The following is an 18,567-nucleotide window of genomic DNA, read 5'->3' as shown; positions in this document are numbered from 1 at the left end:
AGAACAAGCTTGGTTGTAGGTCTATATTCATAACGGAAAAGGGTTAAATAAATATTCAGTTATCAAGGTACATTTGGCGATATCCATTATTTATTTGGAAATTCGCCGTTAATCATAGTATACGAGGAGATGTAGTTATGGAAAAAACACTAGTTCTAATCAAACCCGACGGTGTAAGACGCGGCCTTGTAGGAAAAATAATAAGCCGTTATGAAGCCCGTATGCTCCAAATCAGTGAAATGCGGTTTTTAAGGCCCTCGTCAGATATGTTGCGCAAACACTACATAGAACATGTCGATAAAGACTTTTTCAACGAGCTTTCGGACTACATGAGCAGCGGCCCCGTAGTCGTCCTTGTGCTCTGCGGCGAGAATGCCGTAAGCCTTGTCAGGAAGATAAACGGCGCAACAAACTTCATGAGCGCCGAGCTCGGGAGCATACGCGGGGACTTCGCCTGCTCAATCACCCAAAACCTAGTGCACGCCTCAGACTCCCAGTCTGGATTCGAACGAGAGTATAGCATATGGTTTGGATAAAAAAAGCTGCCTTTCGGCAGCTTAATTTCTTTTCCTCATACTGAGAGGCTTTGAGAGTATTTCCGAGTATATTATTCCCCTAGCTATGTCTTCCCTTTTATCAAAAAGACCTGAACCCGATGAAATCCGGGATTTGCCATAGATAGGGTGACTTTCGTCATGCTCAAACGGTGCTGCGGCGGCCATGCTCACTGCGTCAGACTTTACGGACTGCTGTTTCTTAACGAAGGATTTTGCTTTTACAGACTCTCCCTCGCGCGCTGGCTGAAACACCTCCTCCTGCATCTCTCCAACAGGAGGCTGTGTTTCAAGCTGGTACTGCTCCTGCACCTTCTGGGCTATTTCTTTGAAGTAGTCTTCAATGCCCCTGGCTGCAGGCTTTGATTTGCGCTGTGGCTGCGGTAGCTGTGGCTTTCTGGCAGCTGTGCCCGTTTTCTTCTTACCGAAAATGTTGTTGATGATTATAAGGAATATTATCCATAAAATACCTTCCAAGTCATCACGCCCTTTTACTTATTGTCTTCAGGCTTGTCTGATTTGATTCCGGCTGTTCCTGAAATTGACTCCCTCATATGGGTGTCTGCCATTACATTCTTCATGTTGTAGTAATCCATAACTCCGAGATTGCCGTTTCTGAAGGCTTCCGCTATTGCAAGTGGCACCTGAGCTTCTGCCTCTACAACTTTTGCCCTCATTTCCTCAACCATAGCCTTCATCTCCTGCTCTTTCGCTATAGCCATGGCTCTTCTTTCCTCGGCCTTCGCTTGTGCAATCTTCTTGTCGGCTTCTGCCTGGTCAGTCTGAAGCTGGGCTCCTATGTTCCTGCCGACGTCAACATCTGCTATGTCTATGGACAGTATTTCAAATGCCGTTCCAGCGTCAAGGCCCTTTTCAAGTACAGTCCTTGATATTCTGTCCGGATTTTCAAGCACCTGCTTGTGAGTCTCTGCAGAGCCTACTGTTGTAACTATACCTTCACCCACACGTGCAATTATAGTCTCTTCCCCGGCTCCTCCAACAAGTCTGCCTATGTTGGCTCTTACAGTTACCCTTGCTCTTGCTATTACTTCTATTCCATTTTTTGCAACTGCTGCAATCTTAGGAGTCTCTATAACCTTTGGATTAACGCTCACCTGTACAGCCTGGAGCACATCTCTTCCGGCAAGGTCAATAGCAGCTGCCTGTTCAAAGCCAAGCTCTATGTTGGCCCTTTGAGCTGCAATCAGCGCATTTACGACAGAATCCACGTTGCCACCCGCAAGGTAGTGAGCCTCGAGCTTGTCTATGCTAAGATCGAGTCCTGCCTTCGTTGCCTTTATCATAGGATTTACAATCCTGGATGGAGATACACGTCTGAACCTCATACCCACAAGTGTTAGTATGGAAACCTTAACTCCGGAAAAGAGTGCTGTAATCCAAAGCCCTACCGGTATGAAACTGAAAAACAGCGAAATGAATATTACTATAATTCCAACCATCAAAATTGTTCCCAGGTATGCCATTTACTATTCCCCCTTTTTTCTGACTATAATTTTGCTTCCTTCAACCCTTACGACTTTTACCAGTTCATCCTTCTGGATGAATTCACCGTCAGATACGGCATCGAGTATCTCGTTGTCTATCTCGATTTTGCCTGAGGGCCTCAGGAATGATACTGCTCTTCCTTCCCTGTCTATATACTCGAGCATCTCCTTGGCAGGAATGAATCCCGACTCCTTGCTCAAATTGGTATCGAGCAGGAGCGTCTTTGCCAGCTTTCGCTTTGGAAGCTTCTTGAATATAAGCGCTACAACTGCGACAGTCAGCACAAGCGCTACTAGCATGTATACGAGCGCCAGTGTCAGAGAACTGGATGCCATTACTATGCTCAAGACTACGCCTGCAATTCCAAGCGTTCCAAACACTCCAAATCCAGGGGCGGCAGCCTCCGCTATGAGCATTGCTATTCCTGCGATAAACAACACAACAGAAAGCAAGTGTGCATTTCCTCCCATTATCGAGCCCATGAAAAAGAGTGAAAAGCCTATTATACTAAGCAATCCTCCGATTCCAAATCCGGGCGTAATTATTTCAACTACAAGACCAATAAAGCCCAGCGCAAGCAGGAGCGGCGCAACATATGAAGAGCTTATTACATTAATAAAGTCTTCAATTGGCGTTGATTCAAGCACGTTTTCGCTGAAGCTCTCTATTCCCAGGCTCCTGTATACATCTCCCCTTGACGAAGCCTTGCCGTCAACAAAATTAAGTTTTAGCGCCTCCTCAGTCGTTAGGTTCAGAAGCTTGCCCTTTTCGACAACGCCTTCGATTTCAATGTCCTTATCTGCCATCGCCATTACAAGCTCAGGGTTTCTCCCCTTCTGCTCGGCTACAGTCTTGAGCTGTTTTTTCCAGTATGACATGTTCTTTTCCGTAGCCGGTATTGTTTCGGCTGAGCCTATCGTGGCGCTTGGTGCCATGTAAATCTTGTCGCAGGATATGCTCACAAGCACTCCTGCCGAAATTGCCTTTTTGTTTATGTACGCAACAGTCTTCATGTCGCTTTCAAGTATGATGTCACTTATATTTACTGCCGAATCGATCCTGCCTCCGTAGGTGTCGATATCAAGCAGCACAAGTGAAGCTCCCTCCTCCTCTGCCTTGTTCAAGGAACTCTTAATGTAGCTGAAAAGTCCGGGAGTTATTTCGCTTTTTACATTGATTACATAAACTTTCTCCTTCTCCTGTGCGAAGCCGGTGAACAGGCCTGACACAGCCACCAAAACTGCTACAACAAAAGCTACGCTGCATAGATATAGTTTTTTCATCCCCACCCTCTTTTCTCCATCGAATAAATGCAAATACGGATATATTTATTCACAGCCACATCTACGGCTACATTTATAGAGTTACCCTCATAATATAACATTAAACTTATTCCGGAAATAAAACAAAGAGGCAAAACTAAGTTTGCCTCTCGTATCTATTGTAATAATTCTTTTGCTATTTCGTTTATAAGCTTCCCATCAGCCTTGCCCTTCAGCTTGGGCATAAGGGCAGCCATAAGCCTTCCCATGTCTTTCACTGATGACGCTCCTGTTTCGCTTATAGTCTGCAAAACAATGCTTTTTACTTCTTCTGCGCTCATTTGTTCAGGGAGATAAGATACCAAAACATCTATTTCTTTTTTAGTCTGCTCTACAAGATCTTCCCTCTGAGCTTTTTCAAATTCAACAAGGGAATCTCTTCTTTGTTTCAGCTGCTTGGATATTGTGTCTATGACCTTATCGTCATCAGCCTCAACTCTGTTATCCACCTCATACTGCTTAATAGCTGACCTTACAAGCGTAATCACAGATTTCTTAAGATTGTCCTTGTCTTTCATGGACTGCTTCAAGTCGTCCATAAGCTGGTCTTTAAGGGCCATTTTTATTCACCTCTTACAAGACTATTTGCTCTTCTTTTTTCTTCCGGCCTTTAGTTTTTTACGCTTCTCACTAGGCTTTTCGTAATGTTCTCTTTTTCTTATCTCAGACAGTATACCAGATGTAGCACATTCACGTTTAAATCTTCTAAGAGCGCTATCTAAAGTCTCATTCTCTTTGATTTTTATTTCTGCTGGCATTCTCTTCCCTCCCTCCATTACTAACAATACTGCTTCAATTATAGCGTCGAATAAGCTGTGAAAATTGATGAATTCCGTACCTAGTCATTATAATATAAACTGGGTAATTCTTCAACCTTTTTTTAACCCGGAGGCCATGTAAGGTTTCTTCCTGCAAGTATGTGGTAATGAAGGTGGTCAACCTCCTGGCCGCCATTTTTGCCGCAATTTATCACTACTCTGAAGCCATCTGCGGCTATTCCTTCCTCTTTGGCTATCCTCTGTATTACTGTGCTTACATGTGCTGTTATGTCCATTTCTTCGCCTGCTATATCCATTATGCTGGCATAGTGCTTCTTGGGCACCACCAGTATATGAACAGGCGCAACTGGTTTTATGTCCCTGAAAGCCAGCACTTTTTCATCCTCATACACCTTGTTTGAAGGTATTTCACCATTAGCTATCTTGCAGAAAATGCAGTTGTCCACTACAGCCACCCCCTAAGTTATTGTATGTCATTCTCTTGAATTATTATTCCATGTATATACTCGCCCTTTACTTCGTTTAGCGCAACCTTTTGCATGCTTCCTTCGATATCAGAATCACTTATTGTACGCACCTTGACATAGTTTGAAGTATGACCTTCATACGTGTTTTCTCCTGTCTTCTGCTCAAAAAGCACATTTTCTGCACGTCCAATCATTTTTTCCATAAACTCGTTTTGGTTTGCACTTGAAAGCGAAATAAGTCTTTCGCTTCTTTCCTGCTTTTTATGAGGATCGACCTGACCGGCCATAGTTGCCGCAGGCGTTCCCTTCCGCGGAGAATATTTAAATATGTGCATCTGAAATAGCTTGACTTCCTTCAGGAATTCATACGTGGTTTCGAACTCCTCGTCAGTCTCTCCCGGAAAGCCTACTATTATGTCGGTTGTAAGAGCCACATTGCCAAAGCTTTCTCTGAGCTTTCCAATTATGTGTTTTAGTTTTTCTGTAGTGTACGTTCTGTTCATCCTTGAAAGCGTATTATTGCAGCCGCTTTGTATTGAAAGATGAAAATGCGGGCATACCTTTTCAAGCCCTGACAGCTCTTGTATGAACCCATCTGTAAGCATGTCCGGCTCGACAGAGCTCATTCTTATTCTTTCTATGCCATCTACCGAATGCACAGCTTTTATTGCATCAAGAAATCCCCCTGCGCCAACGTCCTGACCGTAGCATGCAACGTTGATGCCCGTCAGTACTATCTCCTTGAATCCAAGTTCCGCAAGACGGCTTACCTCATCAACTATGTTGTCTATGCTCCGGCTTCTTATACTTCCCCTTGCGTATGGAATTATGCAGTAAGAACAGAAGCGATTGCACCCGTCCTGCACCTTCACATAAGCTCTTGTCTTCCCGCTGGCTCCCTCTATGTGCATCTCCTCAAATTCCATAGGCTGCATTATATCTTCCACTCTGCACAGCTTCTCGCCCGGCATAGCATTTTCAAGTATTTCTACTATCCTCGACTTGTCCTTCGTTCCTACTATGACATCTACCTCTGGTATATTTATGACTTCGTCAGGAGCCACCTGTGAATAGCAGCCTGTAACTGCAATGACTGCATCAGGACTAATACGCCTTGCCCTTCTCAGAAACTGCCTCGACTTCTTGTCGCTCATGTGGGTTACGGTGCATGAATTTATAATGTATACGTCCGCCTTGTCATCTGCATCTACAACCGTATAGCCGCTTTTCCTGAAGAGCTCCTCCATGGCAGTTGTCTCATACTGGTTGACCTTGCACCCGAGTGTCAATATCCCCACTGTTTTCGAGTGCTTTTTGTTAATATCCTTCAAATTTATACAACTCCTCCTAAATCCGAGAGCTCATAAAGCACTATAGCCGAGCTCACAATTGCTGCTGTTTCCGTGCGCAGTATCCTCTTCCCTAGCGTAACAGGAATGACGCCTTTTTCTGATAGCATTTCTATTTCAAACTCTTCAAAGCCGCCTTCGGGGCCTATGAATATCCCTATGCTCCCCGGCTTTTCGACAAGACTTCTTAGAACCTTCCCGATTGGATTTGACTGCTCGTTCTCGTATGGGACTATATTCACATCGTTCCTTTCAGTATCGCATATTGCCTGCGATAGACTCATCGGCTGCTCAAGCCTTGGCAGCATGCCTCTTTTGCTCTGCTTGGCGGCGCCCAGGATTATCTTCTCCCATCTGTCCGCCTTTTTGAGCTCGCTCTTTGAGTCAAGCTTTACAATGCTTCTGGCAGTCTCAAGCGGTACAATCCTCGACACTCCAACCTCAGTTAGTTTTTGGACTATAAGCTCGAATTTTTGCGCCTTGGGCAGCCCCTGATATACGGTAACCTGCAGCTTCGGCTCCCGCTGCACGTTCACTTCTTCAAGCAATTCAAGCAGCACCTCTTTTTTGGATATGCTGCTTATTTTGCATATGAACTCCCTTTGCCTGCCGTCGCAAATCTCGAGTTTTTCCCCTTCTGTGAGCCTTAGCACCCTGGAAATGTGTTTTACCTCTTCTTCATCGCTTATGCTGCAAATTCCCTTTTCGTAATCTATGTTATCAGCAAAGAATCTGTCCAAATCTATTCACCCTTCTTGGAAACTACGGCTGCCCATTCACCCATCTTTTCAACCTTAATTATCTCAAAACCGTTTGACACTAGAGCGTCCTGCACTGAATCCAGCTTTTCGTGTATTATGCCCGAGGATATAAATATTCCACCAGGCTTTATAATCTTAGGCACATCCTTTGAAAGCATAATTATGACGTCTGCTATTATGTTTGCAACTACTATATCTGCACTCCCCTCGACAACCTCAAGTAGGTTTCCAAGCCTTATGTCAACAGTGGCTCCTACTCCATTGAGTGCTACATTTTCGTTTGCCACCTTTACTGCCACCTCGTCGAAGTCCCCGCCTATTACCCTGTGGGCTCCAAGCTTTGCAGCCACTATCGAAAGTATACCGCTGCCGCAGCCTATGTCGAACACAGTCTTATCCGGAGTCACATATTCTTCGAGTGCCCTTATGCACATGCTTGTAGTCTCATGGGTCCCTGTTCCAAATGCCATGCCGGGGTCAAGCTCTATTACAAGCTCTCCTTCTGTCTTTGAATATTCTTCCCATGTGGGCTTTATTACAATTCTGTCTCCTATCTTTGTAGGCTTGTAGTATTTTTTCCAGGAATCCGCCCAGTCGCTATCGTCTACTTCGCTTATTTCAACGCTGCCTTCGCCTATTTCAAGGCCGTATTCAGGAAGCCTCTTTATTTTTTCCCTAATCATCTCCAGCTCGGCTACTATGTTTTTCTCTTCAGCAAGATACGCCTTGATTACAACGCCTTCATAGCCTGTGTCGAATATGGTTTCATCTACATAGTCCCAAGCCTTTTCGTCCTTTTCCTGAAACAAGAAATCATTTGGATCTTCTATAACTATTCCACCTACTTCCGCCTCGTATAATATGCTCGTGACAGCCTCTACCGCTTCTGTTGTAGTTTTGATTGTAATTTCGGTCCATTTCATAGAGATCCCTTCCTTAAAAAAGTATTTTCAGGTATGAATTACTTTAAATATTATATATCATACAGTTTTTTTTTGCCATATCTTATGCCTGCTTAAAACAGACAAAAAATAGAACTTTCTTAAAAAGAAAGCTCTATTTCAGTTTATCTTTCACCTTTTCAAAAAAGCCCTTCTTCTGCTCGTGAACTTCCTCGCCGGTTTCCTTTGCAAAATCCCTGAGTATTTCCTTTTGCTTTTCTGAAAGGCTTCTAGGAACCTCGACTACAACCTTGACATACTGGTCGCCTCTGGCTCCAGTTCTAAGGTGAGGCACGCCTTTGCCCTTCAGCCTGAAGACAGTTCCCGACTGAGTGCCCTCAGCCACCTTGTACTTGACCTTGCCGTCGAGTGTAGGCACCTCTATCTCGTCGCCGAGTGCCGCCTGTACAAATGTTATTGGTATGTCATAGTATATGTCGTAGCCGTCCCTTTTAAATAGCTCATGAGGCTCTACTGATATGGCTACGTAAAGGTCTCCTCTAGGGCCTCCCCGCAGTCCCGGTTCACCCTCTCCCGAAAGCTTTATTACGGAACCGTCATCCACACCAGCAGGGATTTTTATTTCAATCTTCTTTGTCTTTCTTACCCTTCCCCGACCTTGGCAATTCTCACACGGCTGTTCCACGATAGTTCCTTCGCCCCTGCAATTGTGGCATGTAGTCGCACTTACCATCCTGCCGAACATTGTATCCTTGTAAGTTTTTATTTCACCGCTTCCGCCGCAGGTTGGGCATGTCTTCCTCGAAGTTCCAGGCTTTGCGCCGCTTCCGCCGCACACCTCGCACTCTTCCTGCCTGTCTATTTTTATCTCCCGGTCTACGCCAAAAGCTGCCTCTTCAAATTTTATCCGGGCGTCATACCTTATGTCGTTTCCCTTTTGGGGTGCATTTCTCCTTCTTGCGCTTCCTCCGAACCCCCCACCAAACATGTCTCCGAACACATCGCCGAATATGTCCTCAAACCCGCCAAAGCCGCCGCCAAAGCCCTGTCCATATCCGCCCTGTCCAAAGCCGCCTCCGTCCACTCCGGCATGACCGAACTGGTCGTAAGCCCTTCGCTTTTGAGGATCCGAGAGCACTTGGTAGGCCTCGTTTATCTCCTTGAACTTTTCTTCGGACTCCTTGTCGCCAGCATTCTTGTCAGGGTGGTACTTCATGGCAAGCTTTCTGTACGCCTTCTTTATATCCTTATCGTCAGCTTCCTTTGAAACCCCGAGAGTTTCATAGTAATCCCTTTTACTCAATAACAATCACCGCCTTGCCAAAATAATGGCTTGTGGTAAACCACAAGCCATTCAAATTATTTTTCATCGTCAACTACTTCGTAATCCGCGTCTACTACATCCTCGGCCTTTCCTCCTGCATGCTCTCCGCCTGCAGCTCCTGCCTGAGATTCTCCGGCGTGCTTTGATGCTTCTTCATAAAGCTTCTGGGAGATAGGATGCATCTTGTTCATAAGCTCTTCCATCGCCTTTTGTATGTCTTCAGCGCTTGAATCCTGGTTGTCCTTGACTTTTCTTAACGCCTCTATTGCCTCTTCAACCGATTTCTTATCTGCATCAGAAACTTTGCCTTCAACTTCCTTGAGCGTCTTTTCAGTCTGATATATGGTTGACTCTGCATGATTTACAGCTTCAATCTTCTCTTTTCTTTCCTTGTCCTTTGCGGCATTCAATTCAGCCTCTTTAACCTTCTGCTGTATCTGGTCCTCTGTAAGGTTTGTAGAAGATGTTATTGTTATAGCCTGCTGCTTTCCTGTGCCAAGGTCTTTTGCCGTAACGTGAACTATGCCGTTGGCATCTATATCAAATGTAACCTCTATCTGAGGTATTCCTCTTGGAGCCGCAGGTATATCTGTTAGCTGGAATCTTCCAAGTGTCACGTTGTCAGAAGCCATCGATCTTTCACCCTGAAGCACGTGTATATCCACGGCTGTCTGGTTGTCTGCTGCTGTTGAGAACACCTGTGACTTCTTAGTAGGTATTGTAGTGTTTCTTTCAATAATCTTTGTCATTACAGAGCCGAGAGTCTCTATTCCAAGCGAAAGTGGAGTTACATCGAGCAGAAGCAGATCGTGCTTCACTTCGCCGCCAAGTATTCCTCCCTGTATTGCCGCTCCTACTGCAACGCACTCGTCCGGATTTATGCCCTTGTCAGGCTCTATCCCTATTATCTTCTTTATCGCCTCTTGAACCGCAGGAGTACGTGTCGAACCTCCCACAAGCAGCACCTTGTCAAGGTCTGAAGGCTGAAGCCCTGCATCCCTGAGTGCGTTTCTTGTAGGCTCCATGCTTTTTTCAACAAGGTCCGCAGTTAGCTCGTTAAATTTGGCTCTTGTTATATCCATGTTGAGGTGCTTAGGGCCTGTGTGAGTAGCAGTGATGAAAGGCAGGTTTACGTTAGTTGTCATAACGCTCGAGAGTTCCTTCTTTGCCTTTTCTGCAGCCTCTCTTAGTCTTTGAAGGCTCATTCTGTCAGCTCTGAGGTCAACACCTTCAGCCTTTTGGAATTCGTCAGCCATGTAGTCTAGCAGCCTCTGGTCAAAGTCGTCTCCACCAAGATGGTTGTTTCCGCTTGTAGCCAGAACCTCTATTGCGCCGTCACCTATCTCAAGTATTGAAACGTCGAACGTTCCTCCGCCAAGGTCGAAAACGAGTATCTTTTGCTCCTCATGTGCCTTGTCAAGTCCATAAGCAAGAGCTGCAGCAGTAGGCTCGTTTATTATCCTCACTACGTTAAGCCCGGCGATTCTTCCAGCATCCTTAGTCGCCTGTCTTTGTGCGTCAGTAAAGTATGCCGGCACAGTAATTACTGCGTCGTTTACAGGCTCGCCAAGGTAGCTTTCAGCATCAGCCTTAAGCTTTTGAAGTATCATTGCAGATATTTCCTGCGGCGAGAGATCCTTGCCGTCTATGTGAACCTTGTGGTCTCTTCCCATCTCTCTTTTTATTGACATTATAGTTCTTTCTGGGTTTGTAACAGCCTGCCTTTTAGCAGGTTCTCCAACTATCTTTTCTCCATCCTTGCCGAACGCCACTACTGACGGGGTAGTTCTCATGCCCTCCGCATTAGTAATTACTACAGGCTCGCCGCCTTCCACAACTGCTACGCACGAGTTAGTCGTTCCAAGGTCAATTCCTATGATTTTTCCCATGTCACCATTCCTCCTAAAATAATTGATTTCTGAGATTTATGATGTAATCTATATTTTTTTAACTGCTATATACAGTTTTTCACTTTGAAACCTTTACCATCGAAGGCCTTATTACCTTATCTGAGAGCTTGTATCCATGCTGGAACACCTCTACTACTATGCCTGCTTCCACATCTTCCCTTTCTTCATTCATCACTGCGTGGTGAATATTCGGGTCGAACTCGCAGTCTGTCGCATCTATCTTTTCAAGTCCAAATTTACCAAGGGTATCTATCATCTGCCTGAGCACAAGCTCAACACCGCTATATACAGAGCTTTCTTTTTCATGTTCGGCACACGAAATAAGCGCTCTTTCAAGATTGTCAATAACCGGCAGGAGCTCGGTCAATATCTTTTCATTTGCAAAAACTGAAATCTGATCCTTTTCTTTTTCAACTCTTCTTCTGAAGTTGACGAAATCCGCCTGAAGCCTCTGGAGGGAATTTTTCAGTTCCTGAATTTCGATGTCTCTGGGATCGCTCTCCTTAGTTTCTGTTTCTGGTTCAAGTTCTCCCTCAGTCTGCGCAAACTCCTCCTCGAGCATTTCGCATTCAGCAGATTGCTCCTGCTGCTCGTCCATCGCTTGTTCAAACTCTTTTTTGTTCTCCAATTTCCACACCCCTTAAAATTCACTTTTTATAAATCTATCCAGTCTTTGAGAAACATAATTCATTATTGAGAAAACCCTTGAATAATCCATTCTTGTAGGGCCTATGATTCCTATTTTGCCTATGGTCTTGTCGCCCAGCTTGTATGTTGCAGTCAGTATGCTGCAGTCCTTTGATATGTCACACAGATTTTCTGCCCCTATTAGTATGTTTATATTCTCCCTTTGGATTCCTGCTGAATTTAGTATTTGCAGCATAGTATCCTTCTGGCCTAGCATATCAAGAAAAGCTCTCGCTTTTGATATATTGTTGAATTCAGGAAAATCCAGTATGTTCGTCTTTCCTTCTGCGAGTATCTCTATGTCCTCAAGCGCCAGGGAATTCATGCTTATGCCCTCAAGCAGCTGGTCGAGGAATTCGCTGTATTCATAAATTTTCGTCTTCAGATAATTTATGAACCTATGGTCTATCTGCTCTATTGTCTTCCCGGAAAGCCTCTCATTCAGCATCGATGATATTATGTTAAGCTTGTCCTGGCTTATTTCATGACTAGTATTCAGAATCAGGTTCCTGATGAGGCCGCTTTCCATGACGACTATCAGCATTATGTTGCTTGAGCTCACGAAAACAAGCTGCAGATTTCTGATTCTGCTCTCATTGAACTTGGGCGTAAGTGCTACTGCCGTATAGCTTGTGAACTCCGACATCAGCCTGAGCGCGTCGTCGAGAAGCTTTTGAACCTCGCCGTGCCTCCTAAAGAGTGAGTCGTCTATCACCCTCTTCTGCTGACCGTCAAGTATCCCTTCCTGCATCATGCTCTCCACATACAGCCTGTATCCCTTTTCAGTGGGAATCCTTCCAGATGATGTGTGCGGCTGCGCAAGATAACCCAGCTCCTCAAGATCCGACATTTCATTCCTTATAGTCGCTGCGCTTATATTGAGGTCATGATTTTGAGAAACACTCTTAGAACCTATGGGCTCTGCTGAAAATATATAATCATTTATTATGGCCTCGAGTATTTTTAGCTTTCTTCCACTCAAATTCATAATCAATACACCCCTGTATTCGTCAAAAAGGCCGGCTGATCTATTTAGCACTCGGCAAGCAAGAGTGCTAACATCTTCTTTTTTAAAATATCACTATTAGTTTTCTTTGTCAAGGATATTACATAGCATCATCTTCAAGTAAAAATTCAACAAACACGGAATTGCTTAGATCAATTCCCTTGTTAGTCAATGCAATCATTTCACTCCCGTTTTTCACGACTCTTTTTAGGAGCCTTTGCCCCACAAGCTTTTCTATTTTTTTCGAATACATGCCCTTCAAATCCGCTCCAAGCTTTTTTGAAAGCACTTGCAGATCTACGCCCTCGTTCATCCTGAGGCCCATGAACATCGCTTCCTCAATCTTATCTTTGAGAATCAGCTTGTTTGAGCTTTCTATCGGCACTACATCCTTGTCAATGCTTTCGAAATATTCGCGCAGGCCTTCCAAATTGCAGAACCTCTCGCCGCCTATATATGAGTGTGCCCCAGGGCCTAGTCCTAGATAGTCCGAGCATTTCCAGTACATTATGTTGTGCCTCGATTCATATCCTACCCTTGCAAAGTTGGATATTTCGTACTGGGCATACCCTTTTTTGCGCAAAAAACTCCTGCATGCATGGTACATCCTCCTGTCGCTCCTCTCGTCGAGCTCATTGAGGATACCCTGGTCTATAAGGCTTTGCATTTTTGTACCTTCCTCCACTATCAGGGAATAGGCTGAGATATGTTCCGGCTCAAGTCCCGTCACCTTGCAAAGTGTATCCACCCACTCGCCTATAGTCTGTGTGGGAATCGAAAACATGACGTCTATGTTTATGTTTTCAAAGCCAGCTTTGCGGGCCTGCTTATAATTTTCAACAAAATCCTCATACGTGTGTACTCTTCCAAGAAGCTGAAGTATGTGGTTTTGGGCCGCCTGGAGCCCCATGCTGAGTCTGTTTATCCCAAGGCTCCTCATGTCCCTTAGCTTGGCTTCGCTTAGGGTCTTTGGATTTGCCTCCATTGTTATTTCTGCCCCTGCTTCAACTTTGAAATTCGCGTGTATGGCATCCATCAGCTGGTGCATTTCCTGTGACTGGAGCAGGCTGGGTGTTCCCCCGCCTATGAATATGCTGCTCAAGGATTTGTCTCTTAGCCTTAGTGTCTGCATTCGCAGCTCTCTAATCAGATAATCCAGAAAAACTTCTCTTTCACCTAGCATGCTTTCAACGCAAAACGAGTTGAAGTCGCAATAGCTGCATTTTTTTACGCAAAACGGAATGTGCACATATAGTCCTGCTCCCATATTAAATACCTCTTTATTATTTTTCTCTTGAAGCAAAAAGCCAAGAGAACCGTCCCCTTGGCTTTTTGTAAGAATTTATTTTTCAACCTTAAGCACAGACATGAATGCCTTCTGAGGAACCTCGACAGAACCAACCTGCCTCATCCTCTTCTTGCCCTCTTTTTGCTTTTCTAGAAGCTTTCTCTTACGCGATATGTCTCCGCCGTAGCATTTTGCAAGCACGTCTTTTCTGTAGGCGCTTATAGTCTCCCTCGCGATAATCTTGTTGCCTATTGAAGCCTGTATTGGAATTATGAACTGGTGCTTTGGTATCTCTTCCTTTAGCTTTTCACACATGGCCTTGCCCCTCTTGTAGGCTCTGCTCTCGTGCACTATGAAAGAAAGCGCATCCACCTTTTCCTTGTTTATCATTATATCCAGCTTCACAAGGTCAGATTCCCTGTATTCCTTGAACTCGTAGTCGAACGAGCCGTATCCTCTTGTTCTGGTCTTTAGTGCGTCAAAGAAATCGTATATGACCTCATTGAGAGGCAGCTCGTAATGGAGCATTACCCTCTTTGTGTCTATATACTCCATGTCTATCATGTTGCCCCTTCTCTCCTGGGAGAGTTCCATAACCGCCCCCACATAATCGGAAGGAACTATTATGTCGGCCTTAACGATAGGCTCGTCTATGTGAGACAGCTCTGTTGCCGGCGGAAGATCCGAAGGATTTTGTATCATTATTATCTCGCCGCTGTTCATGTATACCTTGTACAGAACCGACGGCGCAGTTGTTATTATGTTAAGGTCGAATTCTCTCTCGAGCCTTTCCTGCATTATCTCCATGTGCAGAAGTCCCAAAAATCCGCATCTGAAGCCAAAGCCCAGTGCAGCAGAAGTCTCAGGCTCGTATTCGAGCGCCGCATCGTTTACCTGGAGCTTTTCGAGCGCGTCCCTGAGGTTTTCATACTTTTCGCCCTCTCCAGGATAGATTCCGCAGTAAACCATCGGAATGGCCTTCTTGTAGCCTGCAAGAGGATCTGATGTAGGATTATCGGCGTCAGTTATCGTATCTCCAACGCGGCAGCTTCTTATTTCCTTTATGCTTGCAGCCACGTAGCCAACCTCTCCCGCTCTCAGCTCGTCAACGGGTGTCTGACCGGGAGCCATTACGCCCACCTCGGTGACCTCAAACATTTTGCCTGTGGCCATCATTTTTATCTTCATGCCTTTTTTGAGCTTGCCCTCGAACACTCTTATATAGCCCACTACGCCCTTGTAGCTGTCGTAGTACGAGTCGAATATGAGAGCCTTGAGCGGCTTGTCATAGTCGCCGCTTGGCGAAGGTATCTTTGTTACAATCGCTTCGAGCACATCCTTGATGTTGAGACCTTCCTTTGCTGAAATCAGAGGCGCATCCTGAGCCTCCAGGCCTATTATTTCCTCTATTTCAGTCTTTATTTCCTCCGGCCTTGCGCTTGGCAGGTCTATCTTGTTTATAACCGGTACAATCTCAAGATCCTGGTCAAGTGCAAGATATACGTTAGCCAGAGTCTGTGCCTCAACGCCCTGCGCCGCGTCTACAATTAGCAGGGCTCCTTCGCAGGCAGCAAGGCTCCTTGAAACCTCGTAGTTGAAATCCACGTGCCCCGGAGTGTCTATGAGGTTGAGCACATAGTCCTCGCCGTCATTTGCCCTGTAATTCAGCCTCACGTTCTGAAGCTTTATTGTTATTCCTCTTTCCCTTTCAAGATCCATGTTATCAAGAAGCTGGGCCTTCATCTCTCTTTGCGACAAGAGTCCGGTATATTCTATGAGCCTGTCGGCAAGAGTTGATTTTCCGTGATCTATGTGAGCAATAATACTGAAGTTGCGTATCCTGCTTTGGTTGTACATTAAATGATAATCTCCCTTCATGAGTGTTTTTCGACTAATTTTTATTATACATATAGGGCCGCGTATTATCAAGTAAACTGTTATTTAAGCACAATTTTAGATATATAATTTCCCTTGATTTTTTACCGCTTATTTGATAAAATTGTCTTTGTTGAAATTTATTAAGTAAATCAAGTAGGGGGTGAACAATTTGGCTAATATTAAATCAGCTAAGAAGAGAATAAAGGTTATAGCAAAGAAAACTCTGGCTAACAAGATAAGAAAGTCTGAGGTTAAAACTGCTATAAGAAGATTTGAAGAAGCTCTAACTGCTGGCAACATAGATGAGGCTACTTCAAGATTCAGATTCGCTGAAAAGAAACTCTATCAAACAGCTGCAAAAGGAACAATACACAAAAATGCAGCAGCAAGAAAGGTTTCTCAGCTTGCAGACAAGCTTAACGCGGCTGTATCTGGAAAGTAGTAAGTCTATTTTATCTGGATAAAGTCTCAACACCCCATTTCGATATTCCCCGAAAAAAATCCCCAGTAATCCTGGGGTTTTTCTATTTTTTGAGGCAAAGCTCGGCTATGAGAAGCTCTATTCCAAGACGCTCGCCTATAAGCCCGCTTTTTATTCTAAAGTCGGTCTGTGCGCACTCGTCTATGGCTCTTGATACCTGGTTTCCCGAAAAGGCAGCCCCCTCTGAAAGGGCCTTGCCTGCCACAAACGGATGTATCTCGAGCTTTTGAGCTATCTGCTTGGGCGAGTAGCCCGACTCCTTGAGCTCCCTTGTCTGAAGCATAAGCCTCAGCTGCCTGGCTATCATCGACAGCACCATCATGGCAGAGCTTCCCTGAACCGTCATCTCGTCAAATATCCTTATGGCTTCAGCCGCCTGTTTTCTTCCTATGCAGTCTATAAGCTTGAATATGTCATTTTCAAGCGAAACTGCCGCAAGCCTTTCAATTGCTGATTTTGTAATTTCATCAGCTGGTGAAACGTACGAACAGAGCTTTATTATCTCGTTTTCAATATCCTGCAGAGTCTTCTCTGAATTCTTGCTCTCGTAATCTGAAAGCTTCAGGAAGTAGACTATGTCTGAAAGGCTGATTTTCAAGCCCCTGCTTTCGAACTGAGACTTCACCCAGTTTATAAGCTCGTTTCCGCGAAGCTTGTCGCAGTTTAGCGATGTGCCTAGCTTCACAAATGCCTTTGCCAGCTTTCTTCTGCCGTCGATTTCGCCATGCACGGAGAACACAAGCACCGTCGTTTCAGGAACGCTGGCTAGATATTCTATGAGCTCTGCTTCCTGCTCCTCCGAAAAATTTCTGCGTTTTCCCTTAAGCAGCTCTGTTTCCTTGACAATCACAAGCCTCCTCTGGTCCATGAAAGGCAGCGTTTCGCATGCCTCCTTTATTTTGGCCAGGCCTGTTTCCGCCCCGTCAAGTATGGAGAGGTTGAACTCTGCAAAATCCTTTATTAGCATGCCTGTCAGCTTGTGCATTATCTCTTCTATTATATAGACCTCCCTGCCATGCAGCAGGTATGCCGTTTTAAGCTTGTTTTCTTCTATTTGTCTATTGATATCCTTTAGCTGCATTCCTTTGCTCCTTTACCCTGTACGATTCATAATATATGACAAATGCCACTACCGCCGCATAATACATGATTACAAGGCCCTTTGACGGCTCGCTTGCCTGCATGCTGGCAAAACTCATGTCCGAAAGCTTCATTGCCACTATAGAGCTGTAGTCTACAATTAATATTACAATTTTCGCTACAAAAAAAGAAGCCTTAATACTAACAAAAGATAAAAAAATGCTCGCAAGCGAGCCCGCCATGAGCAAAGGCACAAGCGGAACCACAAGTACATTTGTTATCGGCGATACCAACGAGACGTTCTTGAACACCGCATAAGTTATGGGCCATGTCATCAGGTTTGCACTCAGAGTCATGGAAAGCGGGGCAAATCCGACATTTTTCTGCAGCAATCCGTAAAAGGCACATATTGAAAATACTGCTGAAAACGAGAGCAAAAATCCAACATCGTATACGACATACGGATTTTTGAGCATCAGCACTATTGCAGCGGCATAAAGCGCGCACTTTAAATCATACTCACGCCCTATAAAAAAGGCAATCTCGCCTATTATGAAAAAAAGAGCGGCCCTTGTGACCGAAGGCGTGAATCCCGTCATAAAGGCGTATATTGCCAGAAAGCCTGTTACCACAATCACTCTGGATGTATTCCCCGTATTTTTGAGCAGGAGGGATATTATTGCACATATAATACCCACATGGAGCCCCGAGACGGCAAATATGTGGGTTATTCCGGTGTCTGAAAAAGCCTCCAGAAGCTCGCTATCCATTGCTGCTTTGTCGCCGAACAGAATCCCCTTTACAAAAGGTGAGTGGGAGCCGAATATGATTTCTATCTTTTTGTAGGCTGTGGCCTTTATTAGGCCCGAGTAGTAGTAAAGGCTTCTTTCTGTGCCTATGGATTCTATGTCGCTTGCATATAATACGTCTGTGTAGCCCTTGGCCCTGAGCACCCTTCCATAATCGAAGCCGTCCAGGCTTATTTCGCGGAAATTCTTGAGCCTTCCGCCCACCTCAAGCACTTGCCCCATATTATATTCACCCTGTTTGGCGTAGTCCACGACAAGATATGGGCCTATTTTATATTCGTTGCACCTCGCCTTGCGGGCGACATTTTCAACCGTGCCGCGTATAAGCACCCTTTTGGGCTCTGAGTCGACAGCTTTTCTGCTGTCTATGCCGGTATATATGAGGCAAAACAGTATGCACGCCACAAACATTGCGGCTATTGGCCTTCTTGTAAAATAGCTCATTATATCACCCGTAAAGTATG

19 protein-coding genes are annotated in these 18,567 nt (G+C 44.9%); 2 read left to right on the top strand and 17 right to left on the bottom strand.

Translation table 11 applies throughout. The features are described 5' to 3' along the window. Positions 1-137 precede the first annotated feature (137 nt). Positions 138-536: a nucleoside-diphosphate kinase gene (gene ndk, locus GT589_RS09445; RefSeq protein ID WP_293398431.1), complete on the top strand. Its 399-nt coding sequence runs from the start codon at positions 138-140 to the stop codon at positions 534-536. A 21-nt stretch (positions 537-557) separates the two neighbouring features. On the opposite strand, the gene GT589_RS09440 is transcribed toward ndk, so the two are convergent. The 15 genes from GT589_RS09440 to lepA all read right to left on the bottom strand — a co-directional run bounded on the left by GT589_RS09440 (position 558) and on the right by lepA (position 15,712). Beyond that, positions 558-1,031 (bottom strand): hypothetical protein, encoded by a 474-nt coding sequence (locus GT589_RS09440; RefSeq protein ID WP_293398430.1) that lies wholly within the window; start codon positions 1,029-1,031, stop codon positions 558-560. Between the two features lie 14 nt (positions 1,032-1,045). After that, a complete protein-coding gene (floA, locus tag GT589_RS09435) occupies positions 1,046-2,038 on the bottom strand; it encodes a flotillin-like protein FloA (protein ID WP_293398429.1) in 993 nt (330 codons plus the stop codon). 3 nt (positions 2,039-2,041) lie between these two features. Next, positions 2,042-3,343 carry an NfeD family protein gene (locus tag GT589_RS09430; RefSeq protein WP_293398428.1) on the bottom strand — a complete coding sequence of 434 codons (1,302 nt, stop codon included), beginning with the start codon at positions 3,341-3,343 and terminating at the stop codon, positions 2,042-2,044. Positions 3,344-3,498: 155 nt separating this feature from the next. After that, entirely contained in the window at positions 3,499-3,942 is a 444-nt protein-coding gene (locus GT589_RS09425; protein ID WP_293398427.1) for a GatB/YqeY domain-containing protein, read from the bottom strand. 21 nt (positions 3,943-3,963) lie between these two features. Next, positions 3,964-4,140, bottom strand: a complete 177-nt coding sequence (gene rpsU / locus GT589_RS09420) for a 30S ribosomal protein S21 (protein WP_025435715.1) — start codon at positions 4,138-4,140, stop codon at positions 3,964-3,966. A 122-nt stretch (positions 4,141-4,262) separates the two neighbouring features. Beyond that, positions 4,263-4,607, bottom strand: coding sequence for a histidine triad nucleotide-binding protein (locus GT589_RS09415; RefSeq protein WP_293398426.1), 345 nt, complete (start codon positions 4,605-4,607; stop codon positions 4,263-4,265). Positions 4,608-4,624: 17 nt separating this feature from the next. Continuing rightward, positions 4,625-5,959 carry a tRNA (N(6)-L-threonylcarbamoyladenosine(37)-C(2))-methylthiotransferase MtaB gene (gene mtaB, locus GT589_RS09410; RefSeq protein WP_293398425.1) on the bottom strand — a complete coding sequence of 445 codons (1,335 nt, stop codon included), beginning with the start codon at positions 5,957-5,959 and terminating at the stop codon, positions 4,625-4,627. A 2-nt stretch (positions 5,960-5,961) separates the two neighbouring features. Further along, positions 5,962-6,717 carry an RsmE family RNA methyltransferase gene (locus tag GT589_RS09405; protein WP_293398424.1) on the bottom strand — a complete coding sequence of 252 codons (756 nt, stop codon included), beginning with the start codon at positions 6,715-6,717 and terminating at the stop codon, positions 5,962-5,964. A gap of 2 nt (positions 6,718-6,719) precedes the next feature. Next, entirely contained in the window at positions 6,720-7,661 is a 942-nt protein-coding gene (gene prmA / locus GT589_RS09400; RefSeq protein WP_293398423.1) for a 50S ribosomal protein L11 methyltransferase, read from the bottom strand. Positions 7,662-7,794: 133 nt separating this feature from the next. Continuing rightward, positions 7,795-8,943 carry a molecular chaperone DnaJ gene (gene dnaJ, locus GT589_RS09395; RefSeq protein ID WP_330582900.1) on the bottom strand — a complete coding sequence of 383 codons (1,149 nt, stop codon included), beginning with the start codon at positions 8,941-8,943 and terminating at the stop codon, positions 7,795-7,797. Positions 8,944-8,999: 56 nt separating this feature from the next. Then, the gene (gene dnaK / locus GT589_RS09390; protein ID WP_293398421.1) at positions 9,000-10,853 is read right to left on the bottom strand and encodes a molecular chaperone DnaK; all 1,854 of its coding nucleotides are present in this window, start codon (positions 10,851-10,853) and stop codon (positions 9,000-9,002) included. Positions 10,854-10,932: 79 nt separating this feature from the next. Next, positions 10,933-11,511, bottom strand: coding sequence for a nucleotide exchange factor GrpE (grpE, locus tag GT589_RS09385; protein WP_442952082.1), 579 nt, complete (start codon positions 11,509-11,511; stop codon positions 10,933-10,935). Between the two features lie 3 nt (positions 11,512-11,514). After that, positions 11,515-12,549 (bottom strand): heat-inducible transcriptional repressor HrcA, encoded by a 1,035-nt coding sequence (gene hrcA / locus GT589_RS09380; RefSeq protein ID WP_293398419.1) that lies wholly within the window; start codon positions 12,547-12,549, stop codon positions 11,515-11,517. 118 nt (positions 12,550-12,667) lie between these two features. Continuing rightward, positions 12,668-13,834, bottom strand: a complete 1,167-nt coding sequence (gene hemW / locus GT589_RS09375) for a radical SAM family heme chaperone HemW (RefSeq protein WP_293398418.1) — start codon at positions 13,832-13,834, stop codon at positions 12,668-12,670. A gap of 75 nt (positions 13,835-13,909) precedes the next feature. Further along, a complete protein-coding gene (gene lepA / locus GT589_RS09370; RefSeq protein ID WP_293398417.1) occupies positions 13,910-15,712 on the bottom strand; it encodes a translation elongation factor 4 in 1,803 nt (600 codons plus the stop codon). 190 nt (positions 15,713-15,902) lie between these two features. Between lepA and rpsT the strand changes: the two genes are divergently transcribed. Beyond that, positions 15,903-16,175, top strand: coding sequence for a 30S ribosomal protein S20 (gene rpsT, locus GT589_RS09365; RefSeq protein WP_293398416.1), 273 nt, complete (start codon positions 15,903-15,905; stop codon positions 16,173-16,175). Positions 16,176-16,257: 82 nt separating this feature from the next. On the opposite strand, the gene holA is transcribed toward rpsT, so the two are convergent. Beyond that, entirely contained in the window at positions 16,258-17,295 is a 1,038-nt protein-coding gene (gene holA, locus GT589_RS09360; protein WP_293398415.1) for a DNA polymerase III subunit delta, read from the bottom strand. Further along, positions 17,273-18,547: a ComEC/Rec2 family competence protein gene (locus GT589_RS09355; protein WP_293398414.1), complete on the bottom strand. Its 1,275-nt coding sequence runs from the start codon at positions 18,545-18,547 to the stop codon at positions 17,273-17,275. The genes holA and GT589_RS09355 overlap by 23 nt, the downstream gene beginning before the upstream one ends. Between the last annotated feature and the right edge of the window lie 20 nt (positions 18,548-18,567).

Source organism: Peptoclostridium sp. (genome assembly GCF_009881055.1).
Taxonomy (GTDB): domain Bacteria; phylum Bacillota; class Clostridia; order Peptostreptococcales; family Peptostreptococcaceae; genus Peptoclostridium_A.
This window is presented reverse-complemented; position numbering and strand designations above follow the sequence as displayed.